Origin of the sequence: Ruthenibacterium lactatiformans, from assembly GCF_000949455.1 — a bacterium.
GTDB lineage: Bacteria > Bacillota > Clostridia > Oscillospirales > Ruminococcaceae > Ruthenibacterium > Ruthenibacterium lactatiformans.
Window position 1 is genome coordinate 40597 of the sequence record NZ_JXXK01000007.1, and the last position, 26520, is coordinate 67116.

Annotated in this window: 24 protein-coding genes; 12 read left to right on the forward strand and 12 right to left on the reverse strand. The window is 60.1% G+C overall.

Going from position 1 to position 26520, the window contains the following annotated elements:
• Window positions 1-12: 12 nt before the first annotated feature.
• From TQ39_RS06775 to TQ39_RS06810, 8 genes are all read right to left on the reverse strand, one after another.
• Window positions 13-1425, reverse strand: coding sequence for a sialate O-acetylesterase (locus TQ39_RS06775; RefSeq protein WP_050004988.1), 1413 nt, complete (start codon window positions 1423-1425; stop codon window positions 13-15).
• 46 nt (window positions 1426-1471) lie between these two features.
• Window positions 1472-3280 carry a sialidase family protein gene (locus TQ39_RS21205; RefSeq protein WP_009324802.1) on the reverse strand — a complete coding sequence of 603 codons (1809 nt, stop codon included), beginning with the start codon at window positions 3278-3280 and terminating at the stop codon, window positions 1472-1474.
• A gap of 55 nt (window positions 3281-3335) precedes the next feature.
• Window positions 3336-4250 (reverse strand): aldo/keto reductase, encoded by a 915-nt coding sequence (locus TQ39_RS06785; protein WP_050004989.1) that lies wholly within the window; start codon window positions 4248-4250, stop codon window positions 3336-3338.
• A 21-nt stretch (window positions 4251-4271) separates the two neighbouring features.
• Window positions 4272-5177: a dihydrodipicolinate synthase family protein gene (locus TQ39_RS06790; RefSeq protein ID WP_050004990.1), complete on the reverse strand. Its 906-nt coding sequence runs from the start codon at window positions 5175-5177 to the stop codon at window positions 4272-4274.
• Between the two features lie 150 nt (window positions 5178-5327).
• Window positions 5328-6557, reverse strand: coding sequence for a DegT/DnrJ/EryC1/StrS family aminotransferase (locus TQ39_RS06795; protein ID WP_050004991.1), 1230 nt, complete (start codon window positions 6555-6557; stop codon window positions 5328-5330).
• Between the two features lie 150 nt (window positions 6558-6707).
• Complete coding sequence (locus tag TQ39_RS06800; protein WP_050004992.1) at window positions 6708-8447, reverse strand: type 2 periplasmic-binding domain-containing protein; 1740 nt, start codon at window positions 8445-8447, stop codon at window positions 6708-6710.
• Window positions 8448-8509: 62 nt separating this feature from the next.
• Window positions 8510-9445: a carbohydrate ABC transporter permease gene (locus TQ39_RS06805; protein ID WP_050004993.1), complete on the reverse strand. Its 936-nt coding sequence runs from the start codon at window positions 9443-9445 to the stop codon at window positions 8510-8512.
• A 21-nt stretch (window positions 9446-9466) separates the two neighbouring features.
• Window positions 9467-10441: an ABC transporter permease gene (locus tag TQ39_RS06810; RefSeq protein ID WP_009324808.1), complete on the reverse strand. Its 975-nt coding sequence runs from the start codon at window positions 10439-10441 to the stop codon at window positions 9467-9469.
• A gap of 375 nt (window positions 10442-10816) precedes the next feature.
• Here TQ39_RS06810 and TQ39_RS06815 point away from each other — a divergent pair, with 375 nt between their 5' ends.
• From TQ39_RS06815 to TQ39_RS06840, 6 genes are all read left to right on the forward strand, one after another.
• Window positions 10817-11959, forward strand: a complete 1143-nt coding sequence (locus tag TQ39_RS06815) for a Gfo/Idh/MocA family protein (RefSeq protein ID WP_050004994.1) — start codon at window positions 10817-10819, stop codon at window positions 11957-11959.
• 233 nt (window positions 11960-12192) lie between these two features.
• The gene (locus TQ39_RS06820) at window positions 12193-13032 is read left to right on the forward strand and encodes a class II fructose-bisphosphate aldolase (RefSeq protein WP_009324810.1); all 840 of its coding nucleotides are present in this window, start codon (window positions 12193-12195) and stop codon (window positions 13030-13032) included.
• A gap of 3 nt (window positions 13033-13035) precedes the next feature.
• Complete coding sequence (locus TQ39_RS06825) at window positions 13036-14556, forward strand: xylulokinase (RefSeq protein WP_050004995.1); 1521 nt, start codon at window positions 13036-13038, stop codon at window positions 14554-14556.
• A gap of 182 nt (window positions 14557-14738) precedes the next feature.
• Window positions 14739-16136: an L-arabinose isomerase family protein gene (locus TQ39_RS06830; protein ID WP_050004996.1), complete on the forward strand. Its 1398-nt coding sequence runs from the start codon at window positions 14739-14741 to the stop codon at window positions 16134-16136.
• A 35-nt stretch (window positions 16137-16171) separates the two neighbouring features.
• Window positions 16172-17731 (forward strand): aminotransferase class III-fold pyridoxal phosphate-dependent enzyme, encoded by a 1560-nt coding sequence (locus TQ39_RS06835; RefSeq protein WP_050004997.1) that lies wholly within the window; start codon window positions 16172-16174, stop codon window positions 17729-17731.
• A complete protein-coding gene (locus TQ39_RS06840; RefSeq protein WP_205456783.1) occupies window positions 17728-18864 on the forward strand; it encodes a Gfo/Idh/MocA family protein in 1137 nt (378 codons plus the stop codon). The genes TQ39_RS06835 and TQ39_RS06840 overlap by 4 nt, the downstream gene beginning before the upstream one ends.
• Window positions 18865-19157: 293 nt before the next feature.
• Here the strand turns inward: TQ39_RS06840 and TQ39_RS06845 are convergent, their stop codons facing one another.
• The gene (locus tag TQ39_RS06845) at window positions 19158-19358 is read right to left on the reverse strand and encodes a helix-turn-helix domain-containing protein (RefSeq protein ID WP_050004998.1); all 201 of its coding nucleotides are present in this window, start codon (window positions 19356-19358) and stop codon (window positions 19158-19160) included.
• A 75-nt stretch (window positions 19359-19433) separates the two neighbouring features.
• On the opposite strand from TQ39_RS06845, the gene TQ39_RS06850 reads away from it, so the two are divergent.
• Window positions 19434-19751 carry an AbrB/MazE/SpoVT family DNA-binding domain-containing protein gene (locus TQ39_RS06850; protein ID WP_134109096.1) on the forward strand — a complete coding sequence of 106 codons (318 nt, stop codon included), beginning with the start codon at window positions 19434-19436 and terminating at the stop codon, window positions 19749-19751.
• Window positions 19752-19808: 57 nt separating this feature from the next.
• Here the strand turns inward: TQ39_RS06850 and TQ39_RS06855 are convergent, their stop codons facing one another.
• The 3 genes from TQ39_RS06855 to TQ39_RS06865 all read right to left on the reverse strand — a co-directional run bounded on the left by TQ39_RS06855 (window position 19809) and on the right by TQ39_RS06865 (window position 22708).
• Window positions 19809-20774: a D-2-hydroxyacid dehydrogenase gene (locus TQ39_RS06855; protein WP_050005000.1), complete on the reverse strand. Its 966-nt coding sequence runs from the start codon at window positions 20772-20774 to the stop codon at window positions 19809-19811.
• Window positions 20771-21541, reverse strand: coding sequence for an HpcH/HpaI aldolase family protein (locus TQ39_RS06860; RefSeq protein ID WP_050005001.1), 771 nt, complete (start codon window positions 21539-21541; stop codon window positions 20771-20773). Before TQ39_RS06860 ends, TQ39_RS06855 begins: the two co-directional genes overlap by 4 nt.
• Before the next feature lie 156 nt (window positions 21542-21697).
• Window positions 21698-22708, reverse strand: a complete 1011-nt coding sequence (locus TQ39_RS06865; RefSeq protein WP_050005002.1) for a sugar kinase — start codon at window positions 22706-22708, stop codon at window positions 21698-21700.
• Between the two features lie 225 nt (window positions 22709-22933).
• On the opposite strand from TQ39_RS06865, the gene TQ39_RS06870 reads away from it, so the two are divergent.
• The 5 genes from TQ39_RS06870 to TQ39_RS06890 all read left to right on the forward strand — a co-directional run bounded on the left by TQ39_RS06870 (window position 22934) and on the right by TQ39_RS06890 (window position 26511).
• Window positions 22934-24019: a LacI family DNA-binding transcriptional regulator gene (locus tag TQ39_RS06870; protein ID WP_009324824.1), complete on the forward strand. Its 1086-nt coding sequence runs from the start codon at window positions 22934-22936 to the stop codon at window positions 24017-24019.
• Between the two features lie 263 nt (window positions 24020-24282).
• Entirely contained in the window at window positions 24283-24603 is a 321-nt protein-coding gene (locus TQ39_RS06875; protein ID WP_040910218.1) for a PadR family transcriptional regulator, read from the forward strand.
• Window positions 24596-25417: a DUF1700 domain-containing protein gene (locus TQ39_RS06880; RefSeq protein WP_156146205.1), complete on the forward strand. Its 822-nt coding sequence runs from the start codon at window positions 24596-24598 to the stop codon at window positions 25415-25417. Before TQ39_RS06875 ends, TQ39_RS06880 begins: the two co-directional genes overlap by 8 nt.
• A gap of 7 nt (window positions 25418-25424) precedes the next feature.
• Window positions 25425-26279: a DUF4097 family beta strand repeat-containing protein gene (locus TQ39_RS06885; RefSeq protein ID WP_009324833.1), complete on the forward strand. Its 855-nt coding sequence runs from the start codon at window positions 25425-25427 to the stop codon at window positions 26277-26279.
• Window positions 26280-26298: 19 nt separating this feature from the next.
• The gene (locus tag TQ39_RS06890) at window positions 26299-26511 is read left to right on the forward strand and encodes a PspC domain-containing protein (protein WP_009324835.1); all 213 of its coding nucleotides are present in this window, start codon (window positions 26299-26301) and stop codon (window positions 26509-26511) included.
• Window positions 26512-26520: the final 9 nt, after the last annotated feature.

Below are 26520 nucleotides of genomic sequence, written 5' to 3' on the forward strand. Positions count from 1 at the left end.
CGGCAAAAAGAGTCAGCCCTGTTCTACGGGCACGCCGTAGAACGAGAGCATGGGCATGCGCATGCAATCGCTTGGGATGGCCGCGCCCGGGTTCATGCGCCATGCGCCATGCAGGCGCGCATCCGCGCCAAGCGGGCGTTCAAAAGTGATGGTCAGGCTGTCCGCGCCCGTCTCATACGCTTTCGGGGCGGCAAGGCCCTGCGCGTCCTCGGCTTCAAAGGGCAGCAGGGCCGCGGGCACGCCAAAGGGATTGAGCCAGTTGCGGATGCGCGAAAAGCGAACCGTCACCGTGTCCGGGGCAGTCTGAACCACGGATTCCGGCTCCGGCGCCATCCAGTCCACATCGCGCCCGTAGCATTCGGCCAGCGCGGCGCGGGCGCACCGTTCCCCCACCACAAGATTGCCCTCTGAAGCATTGTGGATGAAGTCATACAGCGCAAGGTCCGCGGCCGGCACCACGGTCACATGCTCCAGCGTGTGCCACGCCTGGCGCTGCGCCTCACGCACCATGCCCCACTGGCGGTCCAGCTTTTCACTCGGGCCCTCCATGCAGCGGTTGAGCTGCACAGTGAGGAACGGCAGCTCCGGCTGGCCCAGCGCCGCGCGTGTGTGCCGCACAAAAGCCGCAAACCGCTCCAGATATGTCTGCGCGCTGTCCTCGTAGCCCTCGGCCTCGCCCTGATACCACAGCACCGCCCTGGGATGGATGTCGTAATCTGCCAGCATCTCCAGCATATTGGTGAAAAGCGCGCCGTTTTCCTCCGGGTTCCACCAGCGCAGCGGCGCGCCGCCGTAAGCGCATGGAACAAGGCCGATGGGATACCCCAGCTCTCGCTTGAGCCGCTTTGCGAAATGCAGCCACGGGCTGTGGCCCGGGTTGTGGTTCTCATAATGGCCGACGTGCAGGGCGTTCGTCGTCTCGCCCAGCGGATGAGTTGCAAGCTCCCACCGGGCGCTCGTGCGCAGCACGTGCACGCCCAGCTCAGGGTCGTCCGCTACCGGGTTTTTTGCGCGGCCCGCCGCATTGCTCTGCCCCGCGATGACGAACACATCGCCCACGCCCACATTGTGCACCATATCGCCGCGTGTGCAGGAGAGGCCGTCCCAGCCCTCGTAATCCATATACGTCTCAATGCGGTATAGCCCGCCCGCCGGTACCCGCGGAAAGGTTATCGTCCAGTTTTCGCTGTCCAGCACCGTACATTCCGTCCACGGAACGACGGATTCCCCTGTGCTCTCCAGCGCTACACGGGCCTTCACGGTCGTTTTCGCATGCGGCACGGCCGAAAATTGCAGCGGCAGCTCCTGCGACAGATGCACCAGATGATATTTTCCCTCCAGCCGAATGCACGCCGTACCGCCCGGCCCCTGCTGAAAGATCTGCCACGGGGCCACGCCCCGCGTAATGGTCACGCCATAGTCCATCCTGTATCCCCTCTTTTTCTTTTTATCCAAGTCACCGGCTCTGCCGTCAGACATACCAGTCCGCGCTCGCCATGGGCCGCACGTCGTCCAGCGGGCGCGGCGCATGCACGCTGTGGATCCACCGCAGCGCCCCGTCCTGCCCGCGCCGCAGCACGCCGCACCCCAGCAGCCGTTCCACGGCTTCTTCACACAGCGCGCCTTGCGGCAGAACGCCGGAGCCGCCCGCCGCCCCGCGCAGGGCCTCCTCCGCCTGCGGGAAATCCCGCAGGAACTGCGGCGCAAGGTACAGTGTTCCGCCCGCAAAGTAAGCGTCGTAGGGATAACCGGCCTCACGCCTCGGCGTCAGCGCCAGGATCGTCATCATCGGGCCTGTGCAGGCGCGCACATCCTGCGAGCCATGGCACACTACGTCCACATTGTAGGCCAGGTGTATGTCTCCGATGCCGTTGTAGCGCACTGCCGAAGCAACAGCCCAGCCTTCCGCGTCCGTGCATACCTGTTCTTTATCCGGCGCATCCTCCTGCGCCGTGGTGTTTACACTGCCGTCTTCGTTCCAATAGGTGTTGAAGCGGAACTCCACCTCCTGCCCGGCCAGCGGGCGGCCGCCCGCCGTCAGGCGTGCGCGGAACGAATTGATATATCCGCTCCCGTCCGGCGCAAGCATCCGCTCCAGCGAGAGCTGCGCGGCGCGCGGCATATCGCGGGCGCACTCCGGTGCAAACACCTGCGCCTGGATGGTCATGTCATTCTCGCCAAAAGCGTTGTCGCCGCCCACATGGCCATACAGGCCAAGCCGCCCGCCGTCCAGCGCCAGCAGATAGGGCTGGTAGAGGAAATCGAACGGGACGTCCGGCTCGATGCGCGTCCAATTTTCACCGTAATCGTTGGAGAGTGAAAAGCATTTGTTGCGCCGGTAACCCACGATGCAGCCCCGCTGTGCGTCCCATGCAATGGTCTCGGGCACATACCCCCCCTGGGGGTCACGCACCGGGTCCCCGGGCGCGCCCGTGCAGATGGGGTACAGCGTGCCGTTCAGCCAGCCGTCCGGAGAGGGCGTGACGAACTGGCGCCCCACCGGAGTGCCCTGCACGTCTCCCGCGATGAAGAGAAGCCGTCCGTCGGGCAGTTCCACAAAATCAAATTCATGGGCGCCGATACCGGGCAGGATGTAATTCGGCGCGCTGAACTCGCGGCCATCCCTGCTGGTGAGAAAAAACGGCTGTATCTTGCTCTGGTAGGTCTCGCCGGGCAGCATGGTGTTGCGTGTGGCGCGCTCCCTGCCCGGGCCCCAGGGCGTTCCGTACAGGCTGGCCAGCACCACGAGCGTACCGTCCCGCAGACAGCGCACGCGCCACAGGTAGGGCGCAGTGCCTTCCAGCAGCCGGCGCACATCTGTCCATGTGCTGCCGCCGTCCCGGCTCTCCCGCACGCGGATGCAGTCGCTCCAGCCCGTGCGCTCATCGTTGTAGCGCGGCACGTCGAAGCCCACGATGCGCCCGTCGGGAAAGCCTGCGTTGCACAGCGAACCCTCCCGCCGCCCACAGCGGCCCGTTTCGGTAAAATTCACACCGTCCACAGAACGCATATACACCCGGTACGAGCGCTGCCGCGCGCTGCCGCCCTCCACGGAGCAATAAGAAACCGGCACGCCCGCCGCCTCGGCAAATTCCAGCCGGGGCGGGATGAAATCCGGATTTTCAGCTTCCAGCGTTTCGTCGAACGAAATACCGATGGAACCGTCTCCGTAGGGAAACGCCGTCACCCAGGCCACAAACCCGGGCCGTTTTTCCGGCGCATAAACGAGCTTTTGCTCAAAGTCCCCGCGCCAGGGGATGCTGTCGGTCAAACACGCCATCTCTCACACTCTCCTTTTGCGCGCCTGTGCGCGCCGCATTTTTTTTGGGCCGGCGTCACCGCACCGCGCCCGCCGCCTCGTCGATCTGTTCTTCACGCTTGACGCCCACCAGAGCGCTCACCACGCCGGGCTGTGCCAGCGCCCAGCGCAGCGCGTGCTGTGTCATCGTCACACCCTCTGCCGCGGCTTCGGCCGCGCAGCGCTCTATCACATCATAGGTTTCGTCGGTGAAAGGCTTCATCCACTCCGGCTTTTCCGCCAGGCGGCTGCCCGCGGGCGCTTCCTGTCCCCGGCGGTATTTGCCCGTCAGCATCCCGCCCTGCAGGAGCTGGTACGGCACCACGCCCACGCCCTCTTTTTCACACAGCGGCAGCAGCTCCTCCAGCGCGCCGGTATTCAGCATACTCAGGGCAGGCTGGCACAAAGCCGGAGCCGGAACGCCCTCGTCCGCCGCCGCCGCCAGCAGCGCGGCCAACTGAGCCGCTGTGTAATTGCTGACGCCCCAGGCGCGTATGGTGCCCGCGCGCAGCTCTTCCCCCATTGCGCGGGCGACGGCATGCGGCTCCGTATCGGGGTCGTACCGGTGCAGGTAATAAACATCCACATAGTCTGTGCGCATTCGCACCAGGCTTCGGCGCAGCTGAATGCGGATGGCCTCGGGGCTGGTATTTTCGTCCTCCGGGGCCTCCCCCACCTTCATGCCCACCTTTGTGGCCAGGATATAATCCCCGCGGCGGTGTGCCACGGCCTCGCCCACGATCTCCTCCGCCACGCCGCCTGCGCTGCCCGCATAACGGTTGTAGCCCTCGTACATATTGGCCGTATCGATGAAATTGACGCCATGCTCCTCCAGCGCGTACCGCACCAGCCGCACCGCGTCAGGTCCGGCCACCGGGCTGCCGAAAGTCATGGTGCCCAGGCATATCCTGCTTGCCTGCATGTCTGTGCCGGGAATCTTCGTATACTGCATAGGGTCGCTCCTTTCCGCGGCTCATAACGCCGCCGCCATATCCTCCAGCCTTTGCAGCCGCGCCAGCAGGTCGGCCAATACGGCCGGCTCCACCTTGCCCGGCTCCCATGCGCTGGGCCTGCGGAAGCACCGCCCGGCATAGCCCCTGGCCCGCATCAGCTCTTCAAATGTATCGATAATGCCGTAGTTCCAGCCCACGGCCAGAAATGCGGTGAACTCATCCATCACCGGCTTCACGGCGTCCGTCCCGCCCGCGCGCACGCGCGCGTATACCTTTGCATATAAATCGGGCAGCAGATTCGCCCAGGTGCCGATGCATCCGTCCGCGCCGTACAAAAGGCCTGGCACCAGCATCTCGTCAAATCCAGAATACACCACTTTTTCCGGATATTCCAGCACCACACTGCGCAGAAGGAAAATATTCCAGTCGCTCATTTTGATGCCCGCCACGCCCGGGATGTCCAGCAGCATGCGCAGCTCCGGCATGCCTGCCGTCATGCCTGTGACGCCGGGGATATAATACACGATCACCGGCGCACCGGCGGCGGCCAGCGCCTTGTAATATTCTACGATCTGCGGCCACGGTTTTTTCGGGGGGATGCTCGCCACCGCATGCGCGCCCAGCGCAGCGGCCTGCCGCGCCAGCTCCACGGCCTGGCGCTGGTTTGTCTGGCCTACATGCACAATGGCCAGCTTGCCCGCGGCAAGCAGGCGCGGCACCAGAAGCGCCGCCGTTTCCAGCCGCTCGTCCTGCGTCAGATTGGCCGCGTCGCCCGTGCCGCCGTTGATGTACAGCCCTGCAACATCCGTTGCCAGCAGCCGGGTGAGGTTTGCCTCCAGTGCGCCGCGGTCCAGGCTGTCGTCCTCACCGCAGGGGTTCACGATGGGAGCCACCACGCCCCCGAAACGTGTCTTGTCGAATGCCATATTCTTTATCCTCTCCGCCGTAATGGCAAAACGAAACCGAAAAGGCCGGCGTCCGATGCTCCGCCGAGGACGCCATCGGGCCCGCTGCCTTTTCGGCCGTTTCCCTGTTCATTTTCGCTTGTCAGGGTACCGTTCCGTTTTTGCCCGCGCTCAACCGCGCAGGTCCTTCACCGCATGGATGAGGCCTTCGCACATGATGCGCATGCTCTCGTCGTCGATACCGCACCACCACGGGAACGAGAAACTGTTGTCCCACCAGGCGTCCAGCACCGGGCAGTCGTACGCGCCGCAGCCCTTTTTCTGGAACAGCGGGTAGCGATACAGCGGATAATACTGCACGATGGCGCGTACGCCGTATTTCTGTGTCAGCAGGTCCAGCAGGTCGTTGCGGTTTTTTCCGTATTTGCTTCCGTCGTAGTGCATGATGTACTGGTGGACGACATAGCGCCCTCCCTCAACGATGCCCGGGAAAGTGATCTCCGGCACATCCTTGAGCCATTCGCGGATCTTGCGGTCCTGTTCGATGAGGATCTCGTTATTGGCGATCACGCTCTTGAGCTGCTCGGAGCCAAGCGCACATTGCGCTTCGCCCAGGCAGAAGTTCTGCGGCCAGCGGTCTTCCAGGAATTCGTCCACGTTGCTCATGGCGGGAACCCAGTAGCGCTCACGTTCCCCCTGGAACGCGCACAGGCCGTTGTGACGGATGCCCGGCACGTTGTGAGCCACCTGGTCGTCGCTGCACACAAACATGCCGCCCTCGCCCAGAGTCGTCATCGTCTTGGCCGCATGGAAGCTGAAGCAGCCAAAATCTCCGAAGGTCCCCACATGCTGGCCGTCGATGCGGCAGTCCAACGCCTGTGCGCAGTCCTCCACCACCTTGATCCCGTGACGCCGGGCGATGGCCACGATGCGCTTCATGTCGCAGGGGATGCCCAGCAGGTGAACGGCCACCACAGCCTTGGTCTTGGGCGTGATCTTACGCTCGAAATCATCGGGGTCGATGGTCCAGGTATCCTTATTGATGTCTGCCCAGACGATATGTGCGCCAAGGTCGCCGAAGGGAATGGCCGACGCACAGTAAGTATACGCGGGCACGATGACCTCGTCGCCGGGCTGGATGTGGCAGAAGATAGCCGCCAGCTTCAGCGCGTTGGTACAGTTATTTACGCCGAAGGCATACTTCGCACCCACGAATGCGGCGAAGTCCTTCTCGAACTTTTCAAGATATTTGCCCTGCGTCTGGCCCTCCGCATTGCGCATCACATCTACAACAGCCTGGATCTCGGCCTCTGTGTACGGGTGCTGCATCATGGGAAAAATCACCTTAAACCCCTCGGCCTTGCCGCGGCCGGAAGGATCGGACAGCTTTGCCTGTGGCATATTCATACCCTCCTGAATCGTTTTGTTCTGCGCCGCGCGGCGCGCGGCGCATATTTTTCTGTTTGGCCCGGAATCCCGTCATGCCGGGGCTCCGGACATGGTGCCGCGCCCCTTTGGGGCGCGGCTGCTGCGGGCAGTGCCGAATAAAGTTTACGCGGCGGCGCGGGCTGTGGCAATGGCCTCGTTGACCATCGTTTCCAGTTCGGCTGCACCGGCAGCCTCATACTCGGCCACATAATTCGGCCATGCCGTCTCGACGTCCATCTGGCCGCCGATCATCTGCGTCAGATACTGGTTGGAGATATCCTGCAGCTTCGTGCGGATATCAGCGGCCTCAGAGGGCAGGCTGATCAGATTGTAGTACGCCGGCAGATACTCCACGGCTTCATCCACGAAGCCGGAGACGATCCCCTTGGCATAATCCACAAGCGCGGCGTCCTCTTCAGTGGCCCACTCGTTGCTGTTGTCGATGGGGTGGGACACGGCCGTCCACCAATCGTTGTCTGCAAAGTTCACTTCATATTCCGTGCCGCTGAGCAGGTAGCTGAACCAGACATATTTGCAGCGGTTGTCGTCATAACCGTAAGCTTTGTTGATGGGCTGCCAGAAATCAGAGCCCTGATCGTTGCGGAACTCGTAATTTGTGGTGTTGTGCAGCAGGTCCTGTCCCTCTGTGCTTGCCAGATACTCCACCAGGTCGAGCACGCGGTCAGGGTTTTCGCAGGTAGTGGGAATAAAGTAATGCGCACCGATCCACGTGCCTGTGGTATATGTTTTACCATAATTTCCGTCGGACGTGAGAGACGTGCCCAGCGTCAGGTCGCTCATCTGCGCGCCGTCATTGGCAGCGGCCCAGGCTGTTTTATAAAAGTCGCGGAACTGGCCCGGATAACCAAAGCCGAAGTCCGCAGAAGCGATCTTGCCCGCGCCGAAATCAGAGTATGCGTCATCGAAATCGCCCTTGACGCCGATACCGGAATCCAGGCCGCCCGCCGCATACATTTCGGCAAGCTGTTTCACAACTTCCTTTGCTTCATCGCTGACAGTGGCCAGCGTCCAGTGCTCGCTGTCGGTACCGATTTCGCCGCTGGGCACAAACCCGCTCCAGACGTCGCCCGCCGGAGGCAGAATGCTCGTACCCTGCGGGGCAGCCAGAGTCTTGTCAATCTGCTGCCAGTTGGTCAGTTTGTCGTTGCGGGGCCACCAGCCAACATAACCGGCCGCGCCGCACGCCTTGGTGAAATCAATGAATTCCTCCACGGTAGCGGGCGTTTTTCCCTCGTTCACTTCGTTCAGAATCGCAGTATTGTACACGGGCACACCGGCAAAGCTGGGGTCCGCAAACGCGGCCACGGAATAAATGGCATAGGCGGCGTTTTCATCGCCTGTGTACAGCTTGTTGTAAGCCTTGTACTCGTCGCTGTTGATGATTTTGTACAGCGTGGGGTAGCGGTCAGGCTCAGCATTGACGATCTCGGCGATATTGACAACGAGGTCCTCTTCAGCCCATTTGCTGATCTTCTCGCTCTCGCCCCAGGTGGGGAACAGGTCGGCGGCGCCGCCCGTGAACAGCTCGGTCTGCATGCGCTCGTCAAACCCATCTGTGCCGGTATCGTACTCCAGCGTGACGTTCACGGCTTCTTCAATCGCTTTTTTAATAGGGTCGTTCTCCATGCCGTCCACGTCGTCGACGCTGTTGCCGAACTGAGCGAAACGGATGTTGACCGTCTCGCGGCCGGCGTTGGGGTTAGCGTCGGCAGGCTCGCCCGCCGAGGTAGAGCCAGACCCGCTCGCGGGGGTGGAACTGCCTGAGCCGCCGCAGCCCGCCAGCGCGGACACAAGCATCACGGCCACCAGAAGCAGTGCCAAAACGTGTAAATGCTTTTTCATGGTTAATCCTCCTTGTTGATTATGGTTCTATATGTTCTACCCCGCAGCGTGGGGCAATAACATCATTCCTTAACGGCTCCCAGCGTGATGCCGCTGGTAAAATATTTCTGCAGGAACGGATACACGCACATGATGGGCACCATGGCGCAGATAATGGTCGCCATGCGCAGCGCCATGGGCGGCGGAAGCTGCAGGCCCATGCCCACGGCCCCGTTGCGCACCTGGTTCATCATGGTCTGGTCCACCAGCATGCGGCGCAGAATCCAGGCGAAAGGCTGCAGATTCGTCTTATTGGAAATAAACATCATGTAGTTGTAATAATCGTTCCAGTTGATGACTGCGATGAACAGCGCAATGGCCGCCAGCATGCTGCGGCTCACAGGGATGACGATGCGGAAGAACACGCCGATATCCGTACAGCCGTCCAGCAGTGCCGCTTCCTCCAAAGACTTTGGCACAGAATAAGAATAATAGTTGCGCATGATGATGAAATAAGTGATATTCAGCGCTCCGGGAATGACCATGACCCAGTAATTGCGCAGAAGCCCCAGGTTCTGATAGAGGATATACTGAGGGATCAGGCCGCCCGTAAAGAACAGGTTGAACACAACCAGCGCGTTGATGACCTTCATGCCCTTTACGTGCACCTTGCTGACGCCGTAAGCCATGCTGGCCGTGACGAGCACGCTGAGCGCAGTGGCGATGACCGTCTTGCTCACCGAGATCCACATGCTGTTGGTAAAGCTTTTGGTACTGAAGATTGCTTTGTAATACTGCAGGTCCACACCGCCGGTGGGCCACAGCATCAGCCCGCCCTTGATATACTCCTCATACGGCGTGACGGACGCCACCAGAACATACCACATCGGATACACGCATACCAGCGCAAAGACGATGCAGAAAAGAAATACGAATACATCGTAGAAGTTAAATCCCAGTATCTGGCGCATGCTGCGGCGATATTTGCCGTTTCTGCGCAAGCTGTTGTTTGAACGCATCGATAAGGCCCTCCTTCCGGCTTAGAATATGCCCTGGACATCCAGCTTTTCCACAAATTTGTTCGCACCCAGCACCACGATAAGGCCCATGGTATTGAGCACAAGGTTCATGGCTGTGGAAAGCTCGAAATTCGTGCCGGAGCCGCCCAGGCTGATGCGGTAGATATATGTGGAAAGCACGTCGCCGGTGCTGAGCACATAGTTGTTGTACAGGTTGTATACCTGGTCAAAGTTGGAGATGAACAAGCTCGCCAATTGCAGGATCAGCATGATCATCACGCTGGGAAGGATGCGCGGAATGGTGATGTGCAGCAGCATATCCTTACGGTTGGCGCCGTCGATGGCGGCGCTTTCGTACAAAGCAGGGTCGATGCCCGAGATCGCCGCCAGATACACGATGGTGGAATAGCCCGCCGTTTTGATGATGTTCGTGATGACAAGGATGGTGCGGAACATGGCCGGGTTTTTCAAAAAGTCCACCGGCTGGCCGCCCAATGCAGAGATGACCTGGTTCACCACTCCGCCGATATCGGCCGAGGACGGATACTCCAGAAACACCTGCACCAGGCCGGCAAAGATGACCCATGAGAGGAAGTACGGCAGATACACACAGGTCTGCACCACGGGTTTAACCTTCTTGATCTTCAGCTCGTTGATCATCAGCGCCAGAAACACGTTGAATGTAAAGCCGAACGCCAGATTATACAGGTTGATGAGCACCGTGTTTTTAAATGCGCGGATGAAGTTTGGGTCTACCAGCATTTCCCGGAAATGAGACAGGCCCGCCCACGGGCTGCCCCACACGCCCAAGCGGGGGGAATAATCCTTGAATGCAAGCAGAATACCGTACATGGGACCGTAATCGAACACAAGCATGAAGACAAGCCCCGGAAGCACCAGCATGTAAACAAACCAGTATTTGCGCATATACGCAATAAATTTGTTTGGCCGCCGCAGCGCATTGGGGGCCCGCATGGCCCTTGATTCCTCGGACATTTGAAAACCTCCCGGATGATTCAAGATTATTAGTAATAAATTTTTAATAATTTTGTCTTTTCTGTGCAAAGTTATTTGCTTTCACCTACTTGACTTTTAGATGTCACCTGTGGCACAATAACCTTGCAATCCTTGATTTCAATTAAACTATATCAGCATTTATCGGGGTTGTCAAGCAAATCACCTTTCAAAAAGTAGGGCATTTCTTTAGTAAAAATCTACAATATTTTCTCTTAAAATTTGCTAATAACAAAATAATTATTAGCGCAGCGAGCGTATAAAAAGCGGCGCAGGCGCACTGCAAAGCCATTTGCCCGCCTTTTATATGTAATATAAGGAAAAGCGGCCCCGCACAAAAAATGGAGGAATGGAATTATGAAACGCATCGGGTTCATCGGATATGGTCTGCGCTCGGAAACAATGATGAAATCCTTCCGTTCGCTGGAGGCAGACATCACCGTAGCCGCCGTAGCAGACCCGCGCCATGCCGAGATCGCCCCCGGTCTGGCAGGCGACCCTTATTTCGCCTATACCCGCTGGTATGCAGACGCGGACGAGCTGCTTTCCGGGGAAGCGCTGGACGGGGTGTTCATCGGCACACGCTGCTCGCTGCACACCCCCTACGCCTGCCGGGTGCTGGATATGGGATTGCCCCTGTTTTTGGAAAAGCCCGTGTGCATCACACGCCCCCAGTATGAGCAGCTGCGCCGCGCGGCCGCAGGCAAGGAGAAGCAAGTGGTCGTTTCATTCCCGCTGCGCCTTTCCTCCATCACATTGGAGATGAAGCGCATTGTGGACAGCGGCGTGCTGGGCAGGCTTACGATGGTGCAGGCCGTCAACAATGTCCCCTACGGCAGCGTTTATTATCACAGCTGGTACCGCGACCCGGCCGAGACCGGCGGCCTGTTCCTGCAAAAGGCCACCCATGATATCGACTACATCCACTTCCTCACAGGCGAGCGCCCCGTTTCCGTGTGCGCTAAGACCGCCAAGCTGCATTTCAAAGGGAACCGTCCGGCGGGCCTGCACTGTCCGGATTGCCCGGATTACCGCACCTGCCCCGAAAGCAGCTACGTGGTAAAAAACATTTTGAAGGAAGATGTCCAGGGCGACTCCTGCTGCTTTGCCTCAGACACCGGCAACGAGGACGGCGCCAGCGTCATTTTCACAACGGAAAGCGGCATGCTGATCAGCTACAACCAGAATTTTGTTGTAAAAAAGAGCGCCGGGCGGCGCGGCGCACGGCTTATCGGTACCGAGGGCAGCGCGGAATTTGATTTTTACACCGCCGAGATCCGTGTGGACCGTTACTTATCCCCCCAGACAGTCACCCACAAATTCAACTTTCCCGCAGGCATGCATTTCGGCGGAGATGAGATGCTGGCACTGGATTTTCTGCGCGTGCTGGACGGCGGAGAAGCACGCTCCGACCTTTCAGCCGGGCTTGTGAGCGCCGCAAGCTGCCTCGCCGCCCGGCAGGCGGACGCAGAGGGGCGCTTCCTTTCCATCGAGTATTGACGCGGACCGCGCAAATATCCATCCCCTTTCACCTGCAAAAGCTCCGCACAGGAAAGCTTTTTCACCGGCATCCCGCCCGGGCCGGCACGCCTGCCGCGCAGGGAGAGCCACGGACGGCATCAGGCCGGATTCTTCATTGTCAAAAGCTCTTTGTTATACCGGCCGCGCAGGGAGATTCGAGGCGGCCGGCATCCGGCCAAGTTTCCCATTGTTAAAAAAGGAGGACGACTGCTATGTTAGTCGATTTGAAAACCATTCTCGCGGACACCCGTGAAAAGCACTATGCCGTTGGGCTGTTCAACTGCGTCACACTGGAAATGACGAAAGGCATCCTTGCGGCAGCGGAGGAATTGCACTCCCCCGTCATCATCGGGCCCGCCGAAAGCCTTTTGCCCGGCGCTTCGCTTGCGGAATATGCCGACATGATGCTAGGCATGGCCCGCCGTGCCGGTGTGCCCGTTGCGCTGCACTTTGACCACGGCTTCACGCCGGAGCTGGTGGAAGAAGCCATCCGCCTGGGCTTTTCCTCCGTTATGTACGACTGCAGCATGCTGCCCTTTGAAGAAAATGTGCGCCGCACCCGTGAAATGACCGCCAAGGCGCACGCCGCGGGCTGCTCACTGGAAGCAGAGATCGGTCATGTCGGTTCCAACGGCTCCGCCGAAGAAGCCGTCGCCAAAACCATTTATACCCAGCCGCAGGACGCGCTGCGCTTTGCTGCCGAAAGCGGCTGCGACGCGCTGGCTGTTGCCATTGGTACGGCCCACGGCGTATACGCGGAAAAGCCCGTGCTTAATCTGGACTGCCTCGCCAGTATTGCGGGAGCATGCTCAACGCCGCTGGTGCTGCATGGGGGCAGCGGGCTTTCGGACGACGATTTCCGCGCCTGTGTTGCGGGAGGCATCTCCAAAATCAACATTTTCACTCACAACAACCTGACAGCCGCCCGTGCCGCTCACACCCATTTCACGGAATCTGTTGGTGCATTTGAACTGATGCCGTTCATCACCGAGGCCGTCAAGCACGAAACGATGCATCATATGCGCGTATTCGGCAGCGACGGAAAGGCGTAAGAGATGGGCGGCACACAGATACAGGCACACGAAGCTGTCAGCCGCTGCATCGCGGTGCTGGACGTGGGCACCACCGCCGTGAAAGCTTGCCTTTTCTCCCCCTCGCTGGAACTTCTGGCGTGCAGCGTGCAGGAATATGCCCTGCGCACACAGGGCGAACGCGTGGAGGCCGACGCGGCGCAGTACAAAGCCGCCGCGCGGGCCGGGCTTGCCGACGCGCTGTCCCAGGCGCCCGGCTGTATTCCCGCAGCCGTAAGCATCACCACACAAGGCGAAACACTCACGCTCGCGGACCGTTCGGGCGAGCCGCTTCGCCCCTTTCTGGTGTGGCTGGACAGCCGCGCGGAAAATGAGGCCCAGGCTCTGCGCAGTGTGCTGGACAACGAGACATTTTACAAAACCACCGGCCTGCCGGAGGTCACCGGCGCGCTTCCGCTGGCAAAGCTGCTTTGGCTGCGCAAACACGAACCGGATACCTTTGCCCGCGCGCATAAGCTTCTGCTGCTGGAGGACTATCTGCTCCATTGGCTGACCGGCCGGTTCGTAAGTGAAAAATCCCTGCAGACCTCCACCGGCTGGTTCGACCTGCACAGCGACGGGTTGTGGCACAGCGGCCTTGCCGCCGCCGGCGCGTCTGCGGAACTGCTGCCCGAACTGCTGGAATGCGGCGCGCCCGCAGGCTCTCTGCTGCCCGGCCCTGCCGCCGAGCTGGGCCTGCCACCGAACATCCCCGTCGTTGCGGGCGCAATGGACCAGACCGCCGCCGCGCTTGCCGCAGGCTGCACGCGCCCGGGCACCGTCACCGAAACCACGGGTACCGCGCTGGTAATGGCCGCCTGTACAGACGCTCCCATGTTTCGCAGCGGGCACCACGTAACCGTCTACCGCCACGCATTGCCGGGCAAGTACCTGTACCTGCCCATCGGCAACACGGCGGGCATGGCGTTGCGCTGGTTCCGGGACGAATTCTGCCGCGACCTTCCCGCAGGAGCAGCGGGATATGCAGCGCTGGACGCGCTGGTGCAAAGCGTCCCCTGCGGGTGCGACGGGCTGGCGTTCCTGCCGTTTTTATCCGGCAGCGTGGATCCCGACGCCTGTCCCGAAGCCCGCGCCGTATTCTTCGGCGCGCGGCTTTCCACCACGCGGGCCCATTTCGCCCGCAGCGTGATGGAATCCGTCGCGTTTCTGCTGCGGGACTTTTTCGGCATGCTGAACGCTCTGGGTTGTCCCGCCGACACCGTGTACTCGCTGGGCGGCGGCGCACGCAGCGCTGTGTGGCAGCAGATCAAAGCCGATGCCTGCGGGCGCACGTTCCGCGTGCCCGCGTGCAGCGAGGCCACCGCCATGGGTGCCGCCCTTTTGGCCGGGTGGGGCAGCGGACTCATCGCCCCCGGCGTTTTCCCTTGCCGCGGTGAAAGCGCCGTCTATTTTCCAGACAACGCCCGCGCGCCCGCTTATGACACGGCATACAGCCTGTACAAAAAGCTTTATGCCGCCGTCAAACCGCTGTACAACGCGTTTTAAAGGGGCTGCCCGTGAACAAACCGCACCGCGCGCCGCTTTTGGCACCTTGCCGAAAGCGACGCGCGCCCGGGCGGCCCGCGAATACGACGTACCGTACGCCGCCGCGAGCCCGGCATCGTCCACAGATTCACGGCGTTTGCCGCACGAAAAACCTTCCCATTGTCAAAAAGGAGGAAAAGGATATGGAGTTACAACACAAGCCGCGTCTGGGTATCCTGGCGCTGATGCTGGAGGGCTACGAGCCTTTGTTTCCGGGCATCATGGCCAGCCAGCACAAATATGTCGAGGAGGTCATCGCCTCACTCTCCGGTACAGCCGATTTTGTCTTTCCGCGAATCGCCGCCAGCCGGGAGGCCATAGAAGCCCTCACCGCACAATACAACGCCGAGGGACTGGACGGCATCCTCATCCTGATGCTCAGCTATTCTCAGGGGCAGTACCTAGTACACGCCATGCAGCGCAATACGCTTCCGTTGGCGCTGGCACTGGTGCAGCCGGATGAGACCGTGGGCGACGATTTCGAGGAATGGGAGCTCACAGTGAATCAGGGCATCCACGGCTCACAGGACAACGCCAACTGCCTGATGCGGGCCGGCATCCCCTGCGCATTCTTCGCGGGCAGCCGCAAAAACGGCGAGCTTGCAGCCTTTGCAGCGGATTTCGGCGCGGCGGCGCACACGGCATGCGCGCTGCGGCGGATGAAGATCGGAATCATCGGAAAGCTGGCCGGCATGGGCGACGTTATCACCGATGATATGGCCGTTTACCGCAAGCTGGGGCCGGAATTCGTATACGATTCCATCGGCGCCGTGCAGCGTGCCTGCGCCGGGGTCACGCCGGAGGATATCTCCGCGCGCGTGGCGTACGAGCACACTGTTTTTGAGATCGACCCCAAGCTGCCGCCCGAACGCCATGCGGAGTCCGTGCGCATGTATCTGGGCCTCAAGCGTTATCTGGAGGAAAACGGATATGCGGGGTATACCGTTCACTTCGAGGAATTCGGAGCAGACGGACGGTTCGAGCATCTTCCCTTCCTGGCCGCCTCCAGCCTGATGGCCGACGGCTACGGCTATGCAGCCGAGGGCGACGCCACTGCCGCCATGCTCATGGCGGCTATGTTGCGCCTGTGCGGGCAGGCCGGTTTCAGCGAGATGTATATGATGGATTTTGCGCGGGAGGCCATCCTGCTGTGCCACGCGGGCGAGGGCAACTGGGCCATGTGCCGCAGGGACAAAAAGCCTTTCCTGATGGATCGGGTATTCAATGAAGGCGGCCTTTCCAACCCGCCCACACCCATCTTCACGCCGGAACCCGGCCCCGCAGGCGTGATGAGCCTGGTGCATGTGGGCGGCGAACGCTTCCGCCTCGTATATGCCCCGGGCGAGATACTGGACGAATGCAGCCTGCGCAAGATCGACATGCCGTATATGTTCTTCCGGCCCGCATCCGGCGTACGCGCCTGCATCAAGGCATGGCTGGAGCAGGGCGGCACTCACCATGAGGTCATCGTCCCCGGCGACTATGCTGCGCGCGTCCGTCTGCTGTGCCGCCTGCTGGGCATTGAGTTCGTCGAAGTATAAACAATACGCCGCAATGGCAGAAAAGGAGAATTGATATGATCCAGAACATCCGGCGTTCCCTTACCGACTTGCTTGGCGCGGAATACACCGCGGCCGTGTGCCGCGCGCGCGCGGCACTCACAGGCGAAAGCCCCGAAGCTCTGCGCGCCGTGGCCGATGAGAAGGTCGATTTTTATCCCGAGGCTTTTGCCCGCCGCCAGGAGGAGCTGATGGGCGACATCGGCCACTCCCTTGCGCCCGCTTTTGCAGACACTGAGGACGGCGCGCCCACCCATTCATACCGTGCCGCCCAGCACAGCTTTGCAGCTCCGCTGGGCGGGCTGGGCGCATTCCGCATCGGCGAGGACGGCCGCCTGTATTTCGCGGGCAAAAGCGAGCATTACCAGATTCCCCTGGGACACGACTTTCCAGGCTACTCGCTTATTGAAAACGCCAAGCGTCTCGGAATCCCCAATGCTACGCACAACAACACCCGCGGCTTTATCACCCGCACGCTGGAGCGCCGCCTCATCGCCGCCGCCAACGGCCTCCAACCCACAGACCCGGCGCTGGACCGCATTCTGTCCCAAAAGGAGCCGGGCGTGCTGAATACCGTCATCAATCTGGAGACCGGCTCCCTGGCCGTGGAGGCCGCGCTCAAAATGATGCTCTCCCGCTTTTACACCATCGACGGCGCGCCCGCACAGTATGCAGGCCGCGTACCCGTGTTCGTTGTCATGGCAGACAATGCCGGCGGCGTGACCGGAAACTATCACGGCACTACGGTGCTGGCGCAGACGCTGCGCGGCCTGTGGCCGGACTTCTACACAGCCGCGCAGAAAAACGAGCTGTACAAGGTGGTGTCCGTCCCCATCAACGACTCCGGCGCCTTTGCCGAGACCATGCGCCGCTGGAACGAGGGCAAATACAAAACGGCGGGCTTCTGTCACGAGATCGTCCTCATGAATTACGGCGGCATCCGCCTTTCCGAGGAATATCTGCAGGCAGCGTACAAAGTGTGCCGCGCCACCGACACGCCCGTACTGTGCGACGAGATCCAGTCCTGTGCATGGTATGACGGACTGTTCCTGTTCCGCAAATACGGCCTTACGCCGGACTTTGTCTCCGTAGGCAAGGGCTTCCCCGGGGGCGTTTACCCCGCCAGCAAGATCCTGACGAGCGCCGCTTTCGACAGCCTGAGCCAGTTCGGTGCGCTTGTGACCAACGGACAGGAAGAACTGGCCAGCCTGGCTTATCTTGTGACAATGGAATTCATCGGGGCCAACGGCGCGCACATCGAAGCCGCGGGCCGGTATTACCACGAACAGGTACGCGCACTGGCGCAAAAATACCCGCAGGTATGCACAGGCGTGGAAGGTGACGCCCACATGACGGCGCTGTGCTTCGACAGCGTGGACGATGCGGTGGATTTCTGTACCCGCATGAACCGGGACCGCTGCGTGGACATCAGTGCACAGACCTATAAGCCCAATTGTCCGCCGGTAGCTCTTACAAAGCTGCCGCTCATTACCACAGAAACGATGGCCGGAAGGCTCGTCGCCCTGTTTGACAGCGCGCTGGCCGAGACAGCCGCGCAGAAGGGAGCGGCCCTATGAATATGGAACCCGTGCGCTTCGGTGTGATCGGCTGCGGCCTGATGGGCCGCGAATTCGCCAGCGTCTCCATGCGCTGGCTGCATCTGGCATGCGAGCTGCCCCGCCCCGTCATTGTTGCTGCGTGCGACCTCTCGCCAAAAAATCTCGACTGGTTCCGCCAGGTGCCGGACACAAAGTACTTTTACAGCGATTACCACGAGCTGCTGGCCAATCCCGAGGTGGAGGCCGTATACTGCGCGGTGCCCCACCACCTGCACGCACAGGTGTACGGCGACGTCATCCGCGCGGGAAAACACCTCATCGGGGAAAAACCTTTCGGCATGGACCTTGCGGCCTGCGAGGAGGTGGAGGCCGCCATGGCCGGTCGCCCCGAGGTATTTGTGCGGTGCGCCAGCGAATTTCCATTCTATCCCGCCGTACAGCAGATGGTAAAATGGTACCGCGAGGGCGCATTCGGGCAGATCATCGAGGCACGCTTCGCCATCAAGCATTCCTCCGACATGGATCTGGCAAAACCCATCAACTGGAAGCGCATGCGTGCAGCCAACGGAGAATACGGCTGTATGGGAGACCTGGGCATCCACACGCAGCACCTGCCCTTCCGGCTTGGTTTTTCGCCCCGCACCGTCAGCGCGCAGCTTGCCAATATCGCCAAAACACGGCCGGACGAAAGCGGCGTGCCCGTTCCCTGTGAAACCTGGGACAACGCCATCCTGATGTGCGAAGCGCAAAACACAGCGGGGGATACGTTCCCCATGCAGCTTGAAATGAAGCGTATGGCCCCTGGCTGCACCAACACCGTGGAGTATGAAATTTACGGTCTCAACCTGTCGGCCCGGTTCACCACCGACGATCCCAACGCCATCCATTATACACAGGCCGTTGGCCGTGAACAGGCATGGGCGCGGCTGGTCATCGGCCAGAAAACGCTGTATCCCGTTATCACCGGCTCTATTTTTGAATTCGGCTTTTCCGATTCCCTGCTGCAAATGTTCGCGGCGTTCGTCAGCGAGCTGCGCGGCCTTCCCTGCTCCTTCGGCTGCTTCACCCCGGCCGAGGCGCATCTGAGCCATCGCGTGCTCACGGCAGCCCTGGAATCCTACACGCAAAAGCGCGTGGTGACGCTGGAATAAAGCAAAAACCGGACAGATTTTACTCCTGTCCGGTTCAGCTTGTCGGAAAAGCACAGCTTTTTCGACAAGCTGCTTACGACCAGTGCCAAGGCCCTGGTCGCCACGCACGGCGGCCTTCGGCGGGCGCTTCGCTCTACACGCCTCGGCACTAGCCCTGCGGGGTGTCGCGGGGTTATTTTAAATGAAAAAAGGAGTTCACCACCCCTTTTTCAAGCTTTTCCTGGTGATATCTTTTGCGTTTCTACTTTTTCGATAGCCTAAACCGGACAGGTTTTACCCCTGTCCGGTTTTACTTATTCCTTTTTTGGATTTTTTGTTCTTCCCATCAAATAATCAACGCTAACGTTATAATAGTCCGCCAGCTTGATAAAAACTTCAACTGGGATGCCGCGTGCTCCAATTTCATAGTTTGTATAGCTGCCGCGCGAAATTTGCAGATAGCCCGCAAGTTCCTGCCGGCTTAAATCCCCCCTCCTCACACAACGCGCAAACATTCGGATATTCCATTGGCATCACCACCCTTTCCGTTATAAATTGTTTCATATCGACGCATCGTCATGCGCGTCAATATGACGCATAATGAAAATACAGCAGGTGTGCAAATGAAAAATGTTGGATTTATTCGTAAAGCGGATTCTCCAGGACGCATTGTGATTCCCAAAGAAATATGTAAAATCCCCGGCTTTGACGCTGGTTCTTTATCGTTTGTGCATTGGCAGGACAGACAGCTAATTTTCGAAGAATACCAAAAGACTCGCGCTTTTTGCGGCGCCTGCCCCGCACTGAAATTCGATACAAAAATTCTATGCGGCGGCGCAGACTGTTATGCCGATTTGCGCCTCCACGTCGAGGCGCAAAAAGAAAGCCGCGGCAATTCCAGCAAATAGGCAGAAAGCGGGAACCCGCAACAGGCGGGTTCCCGCTTTTCTTATGATGTCTACGATTCAAGCATTCACCACATTCTGCGGCGCGCCCGCCAAAAAAGCTTTCAGGTTTTCCACCGCAATGTCCATCAGCCGCTGGCGGCTTTCCTTCGGTGCCCAGGCAATGTGCGGCGTCACCAGGCAGTTTTCTTCCTTCAGCAGCGGGTTATCCATGCGCGCAGGCTCCACAGCCAGAACATCCAGGCCCGCGCCCGCCACCTTGCCGCTGTGCAGCGCCGCAGCCAGGTCCTCCTCCACGATCAGGGGCCCGCGGGAGGTATTGATGAGCAGTACGCCATCCTTCATCTTTGCAATGCTCTCCCGGTTGATGATGCCCTGCGTGTCCAGAAACAGCGGGCAGTGCAGGCTGATCACATCGCTTTGCGCCAGCAGTTCGTCCAGTGTCACCATGCGCGCCACGCCGTCGTCCTGCGCGAACTTATCGAAAGCAAGCACCTCCATGCCGAAGGCCGCGGCCAGCTTCGCCGCCGCCCTGCCGATGCGCCCGTAGCCGATAACGCCGAACGTCTTGCCCGCCAGCTCGATGAGAGGCGTATTCCAGTAGCAAAAGTCCGGACAGCTGCTCCAGCCGCCCTCTTTTACCGAGCGGCTGTGGTCCCCCACATGGTGGCACAGCTCCAGCAGCAACGCCATCACAAACTGGGCCACCGCCGCAGTGCCGTAGGTTGGGATATTGCACACGGGCACGCCCTGCGCTTTGGCCGCGGCGGTATCCACCACATTGTAGCCTGTGGCCAGTACGCCGATATACCGCAGTTCCGGCGCAAGTTTCGCCAGCGTTTCAGCGGAAAGCGGCGTTTTGTTCACGATGAGGATATCCGCCCCCTTCGCCCGCCGCACGATCTCGCCGCTGCCGTCGGCAAAGGGTGTGCGGTCGTATACCGTTACCTCTCCCAGCGCCTCAAAGCCGTTCCAGCTCAAATCTCCGGGGTTTTCCGTGTATCCGTCCAGAATTACGATTTTCATGCCTGCTCCTTCCCGCGCAGCCCGGCTATTTCCGAGGCGCCCAGGGCCAAAAGCCCATTGTCGCTGTTCCACATATTCATCTGCATCCCGCGGGCAAGCCACGGTTTCAGCGGCTCCGCCGCGCCGAAATGTACGCCGGCCCACTTTCCGTTTTCCTCGGCCGCCGCGATGACCTTTTCAAACGCCGCCACGATATCAGGATGGCCGAACTGGTTCAGGATACCGTAATCCTGCGTCATATCGTTCGGGCCGATGAAGCCCACGTCGATACCTTCCACCGCCATGATCTCGCCGATGTTCTCCACGCCCTTGCGGGATTCGATCTGGCACATCAGGATGGTTTCTTCATTGGCCCGGCGCATATATTCCCGTCCGTCTACTCTTTTAAAATCCGTATGCGGACGCGAAAGCGAAACGCCCCGGTGTCCCATGGGCGCGTATTTGGTGCAGTCCACCAGCATACGCGCCTGTTCGGCTGTTTCCGTATTGGGCAGAAGCAGCCCGGACGCCCCCATCTCCATGAATTTGAGCGCGTGCTCCCGGCGCATCTCCGGGATACGCACCAACGCGGGCATACCGATGCCGCGCGCCACCGCAATGATGTTCGCCGCCTCGCGCGTAGTGAACGCGCCGTGCTCGCAGTCCACGATGAAGAAGTCAAACCCACAGCTCTGCAGTATTTTCGCCATATCCGGGCTTGCAAATGCCGTCACCATGGTCCCCAGTACCTGCTCGCCGTTTTTCAGGCGTTCTTTTAACAATGCCATGTCTCTCTTCTCCTTTTTTCAGCAGCGCGCCGTGCGGCGCGCGTTCTCTCCTATGCGGGGCCTCCGTTCAGCGCACCGGCATACCGCGCCCGCCGCCCCCGCCGCGGGCGCGGTATGCCTTTCGCCGGTACGCGGCGGGCTCAGATTTCCTTGCCGTCATACCAGGCTTTCCAGCGGCATGCATTCCACACGGCACACGCCGGAGGCCACCATCGCATCCACCTGTCCGCGTTCGGGCAGCGCCATCCCGATGGCACCTTTTTTCTTGATGACCAGCGTGCCCGCACAGTTGCAGAACGCCGCCAGCCGTGCCAGGGGCATATCCTCCTGCAGGCCTACGCACAGTGCCGCGGCAAGCGTATCGCCCGCGCCCGTGGGGTCGACCGGCTCTTCGTCGATGCCCGCCGCAACAGCCACCTCACCGCCGCGGCTCAGCACGGCGCCGTCTTTGTCACGCGTGAGCGCCACGACCCGCGGCCCCATTGCATGCAGCGCGCGCAGCACGCCGCCGATGCTCGTTTCACCCGTAATCATCTGCCCCTCGCTCAATGTGGGCGCCACTACGTCCGCATGGCGCACCGCCCACAGCAGGCGCGCCCGTGCGGCCGCATCCGCTGAAAGCTCGCGGCGGATGTTTGGGTCGAACGAAACCAGAATCCCCTTCTCCCGCGCGATCTCCACCAGACGTTCACATGCACCGCGCATTTCTTCCGTCAGCTCCAGCAGCATGCCGGGGAAATGCACCGCATAGGCGCCGCTGATGTACTCCGCGTCCAGCTCACTGGCCCGCAGCAGGCTGCCCACTGAATTTTTACGGTAATACTGATAATTCCGCCCTTCCGGCAGATATTCCAAAAACGCAAGGCCCATCTGCCCCTCGTCCGAGACGATGAGACGGGAGAGATCCACCCCCTGGCCGCGCAGTGTGCCTGCTACCATCCGGCTGAGGCTGTCGCGCCCCACTTTGCCGATGAAGCCGCCCCGTCCGCCCAGCAGCGTGGCGGCGCAGGCGAAAATGCCCGCCGAGCCGCTGGCCGTTTTTACAACAGGGCCCGCGTCCTCGATACGCATGCCCTCACGCCCGGGTACAAGGTCCACAAGCAGCTCCCCCAAAGCCAGGATCGGCTTGCGCGCTCCTATATTTCCGCTGTTTCCGCCCTTTTCCATTCCTACTGCACCGCTTTCTTTTGCCTGTGTAAAATATTAGTAATAATATTTCAATATAAATAATATTTTGCACTTTCAGTATATCCGACCTGCAGCCCGATGTCAAGAGATATCAAGCCCTCAAAGCGCCAAAAGATTTTCCCTGCTTTTGGTCACTATGTTTGACTTGAAGAATTTTTCTGCTATAATATTAGTAAGATATTATTAAAAAGGAGCGTCTGGACCATGAAAAAGGCCACCTCGCAGGATGTTGCGGAACTTGCGGGCGTTTCGCAGGCGACCGTGTCTCTTATTTTAAACAACAGCGATAAGATCACCTTCAGCAACGAGACCAAGGAGCGCGTGCTCGCAGCAGCTCAAAAGCTGAACTACCGCCTGCCTCAGCGCAAAAAACAGCGCGAAAAAAAGGCCAGCAACATGCTTCTCGTTCTGACGCCCACGCTCACCAACCAGTACTATGCCGAGCTGATCCAGGCCATCGAGGACTATGCCGACACGCTGGATTACCGCGTCATCGTCTGCAACACCTTCCGCAAGCCGGATCTGGAAAAGTTCTATCTCGACACTTTTGTCGGCGCGCATGTGGACGGTATCATCTATACTTTTCTGCCCAGCTTCCCGCGCCTGGTGGAGCAGATCTCCTCGTCCACACCCACGGTCATCATCGGGGAAAAGCTGGACGACCTGTCCATCTGCTCCATCGAGCTGAGCAACGTGAACGCAGGCGCCATGCTGGCCGAGCATTTGTATCAGCTGGGCCACCGCAAGCTGGTGTTCATCTCCACGCCGTTCAACCAACTGACACTGGCGCGTGAGCAGCGCCTGGAGGGAATCCGCAAGCAGTTGGAGCTGCACGGTGTGACGGATGGACTGGAGGTGCTGGTGGCCGACCGCCAGGCCGAGGCAGACAGCCAGGATGACGGCCTGCCCTACGAATATTCGGTTGGGCGGCAGCTCACGGCGGAGCTGATCCGGCGTGAGAGCATGGCCACAGCCCTCATCGGCGTGAATGATATGACGGCGCTCGGCATTCTGAGCGAGCTTGCAGCCCAAGGTCTGCGCGTACCGCGTGATTTTTCGGTGTGTGGCTTCGACAACATTTTTTCTTCCAGCATCACCACGCCGGGTCTCACCACCATTGACCATCATCTTCGCACCCGCTGCCAGGCGGCGGTGGATATGGTCATCACACAGAGCACGCCTTCGCGCATCCCCACTCCCTTCGTGAATAAAATCGAATACACGCCGCAGCTCATCGTACGCAGTTCCACCGGGCAAAGCCCGACGCACCGCAGCAGCGAAAAAATCTGAATTTGCCGCAGGGCGCGGCGCCCTTCTATACATTCAAAAAAAACACCGGTCGCAAAGACCGGTGTTTTTTATCATGCAACCAAAACGCACGTCCGCTTTTCAAACAATTCACCCAATAATAATTATTTATTTTCAATAATGTGTTGACAAACAATATTATACACAATATAATATTGTCAACGGAATAAATCATCCGGAATGCCGGGCGGCCGGCGCCGTGCAACCCCGGCCGCCCACGCAACAGAAACGGAGTGAAAGACGATATGGCTTTTAACACAGGAGCAGCCCTGATGGATGCCCTGGTGCTGAGCGTCGTGGCCAGTGAAAGCACATACGGCTACAAGATCACGCAGGATGTGCGCAGTGTGATGGAGGTGTCCGAGAGCACCCTCTACCCGGTGCTGCGGCGTCTGCAGAAGAGCGAGTGCCTGGAGACCTACGACCGTGAATTCGCAGGCCGTAACCGCCGCTATTACAGCATCACGGAAAAGGGGTGCGAGCAGTTGGAAACGTACCGCCGTGAGTGGACGGAGTATAAAGCGAAGATCGACAACGTATTGTTCGGAGGAATCAGTAATGAATAGAGCGGAGTTTATGGCGGCCCTGGAAGCCCAGCTGCGCGATATCACCACAGAGGAGCGCGACGAAGCGCTGAAATTCTACAACGAATATCTGGATGAAGCAGGCCCGGAGAACGAGGCCGCTGTGCTGGCCGAGCTGGGCAGCCCCCAAAAGGTGGCCTGCATCATTCGCGCAAACTGCGGCTTCGGCGTACCCGCCGTGCGTGATGCAGCGGAAAAAAGCACCACTCCGGAAAAGCCGGAACAGGCGCCCGTTCCGGAGCTTACACTGGACGGCCCGGACTGGCAGGCGTCCCAGGTCTCGGCGCAGGAAACAGAACGCTCTTGGGCCGAAGGCCAGCGCGCGGACGAGGAAGCTCCGGACGGTTTCCCGAATGCGCAGGCGGCGGACGGCGCGCAGCACGGCCCTGCCTATGCATACAGCTATCGCCAAGACGGCGCGCAACGCGAAAACGGCGGACGCTCCGCCTCCAACCGCACGCTCTGGGTCATCCTGCTCATTCTCACCTGTCCCATCTGGATCGGCCTCATCGGCGGCCTGTTCGGCGGCGTAGTGGGCATCGTCGGCGGGCTGTGCGGCATTGCGTTCGCGGGCTTTGCCACAATGATCGCGGGCGTGGCGGCTTTCGGCGGCGGCGTTGGGCTGCTGTTCACATCCGTTCCCAGTGGTATCCTGACGATGGGTCTCAGCCTGCTGTGCATCTCCATCGGCGCGCTGCTGGGCGCGGGTACGGTATGGGTCGTGGCCAAGGCCGGTCCGGCGCTCTTCCGTGCCGTCGGTTCGCTGTGCCGCACCCTGTTTGGGAAAGTGAGGTAAGACGGCGATGACAAAATTCATAAAAACACTGCTGAGCATTGCGGGCGGCTGCCTTGTATTGGGCATCATACTCTCTATCGTGGGCCTGTGCCTGGGCGGACGGCTTACCAGTATCCGCGTCGGCTGGGACAACGGCCCCCGTGTCTATTACACCGACGCTTTTACCGACGGTGAATTCGGCATGTTCCGGGCAGACGCCTCCGGCGCTCCCTCCGCCCCTGGTGCGCCCTCCCCCTCCAGCTCCGGCTCCGTCCCCACCGGCAGCGTGCGGGAACTGGAAATCGATATCTCCACGGCAGAGGTCGTCATTCAGCCGGGTGACGCGTATGACCTGCAGGTCTCCGGCAGCCCGCGTTATGAGTCCAGGGTCTCAGGCGGGGTGTGGACGATTAAGACGACCGGCGACTGGCAGCTGCGCAACTGGGAAAACGTAAAATTTTTCATCACGGTTCCCCGGGACACCGTGTTTGACGAGGTGGAGCTTTCCATCGGCGCGGGCACGCTGAAGGCGGACGGCTTGGCCTGCCGCACAGCCGACCTTGAGGTGGGCGCGGGCGAGATGACCGTAAAAAATCTCACCTGCACACAGGAGAGCAGCCTGGATGTCGGCATGGGTAAGCTGACCATCGACGGCGGCAGCCTGGACGGCAAAAACGAGGTTTCCTGCGGCATGGGCGTCGCCGAGGTGGCCGTCTCCCGGCCGGCGGACTACGGCTACGCGCTGGAGAGCGGCATGGGTTCCGTGACCATCGACGACTATTCTCATTCCGGCATGGGCGTCGAGCTGGAAGTAAACCGCAGCGCGGCCACATTTTATGACATCGAATGCGGCATGGGCGAAGTAACGATCACATTCAACTGATAACAGGAGGAAATGACTGATGGACCAGAAACGTTTGTATAAAGCCCGCGGCCACCGTATGGTATGCGGCGTGTGCGGCGGCATCGCGGAATATTTCGGCGTAGACCCAACCATCGTACGGCTGGCGTTCGTGCTGCTGTGCTTCGGCTGGGGCTCGGGCCTGCTGGCCTATATCGTAGCCGCGCTCATTATGCCGGAGCCGCCCTACGACCCCAACGATGTACGTCCATAACAGCTGAAA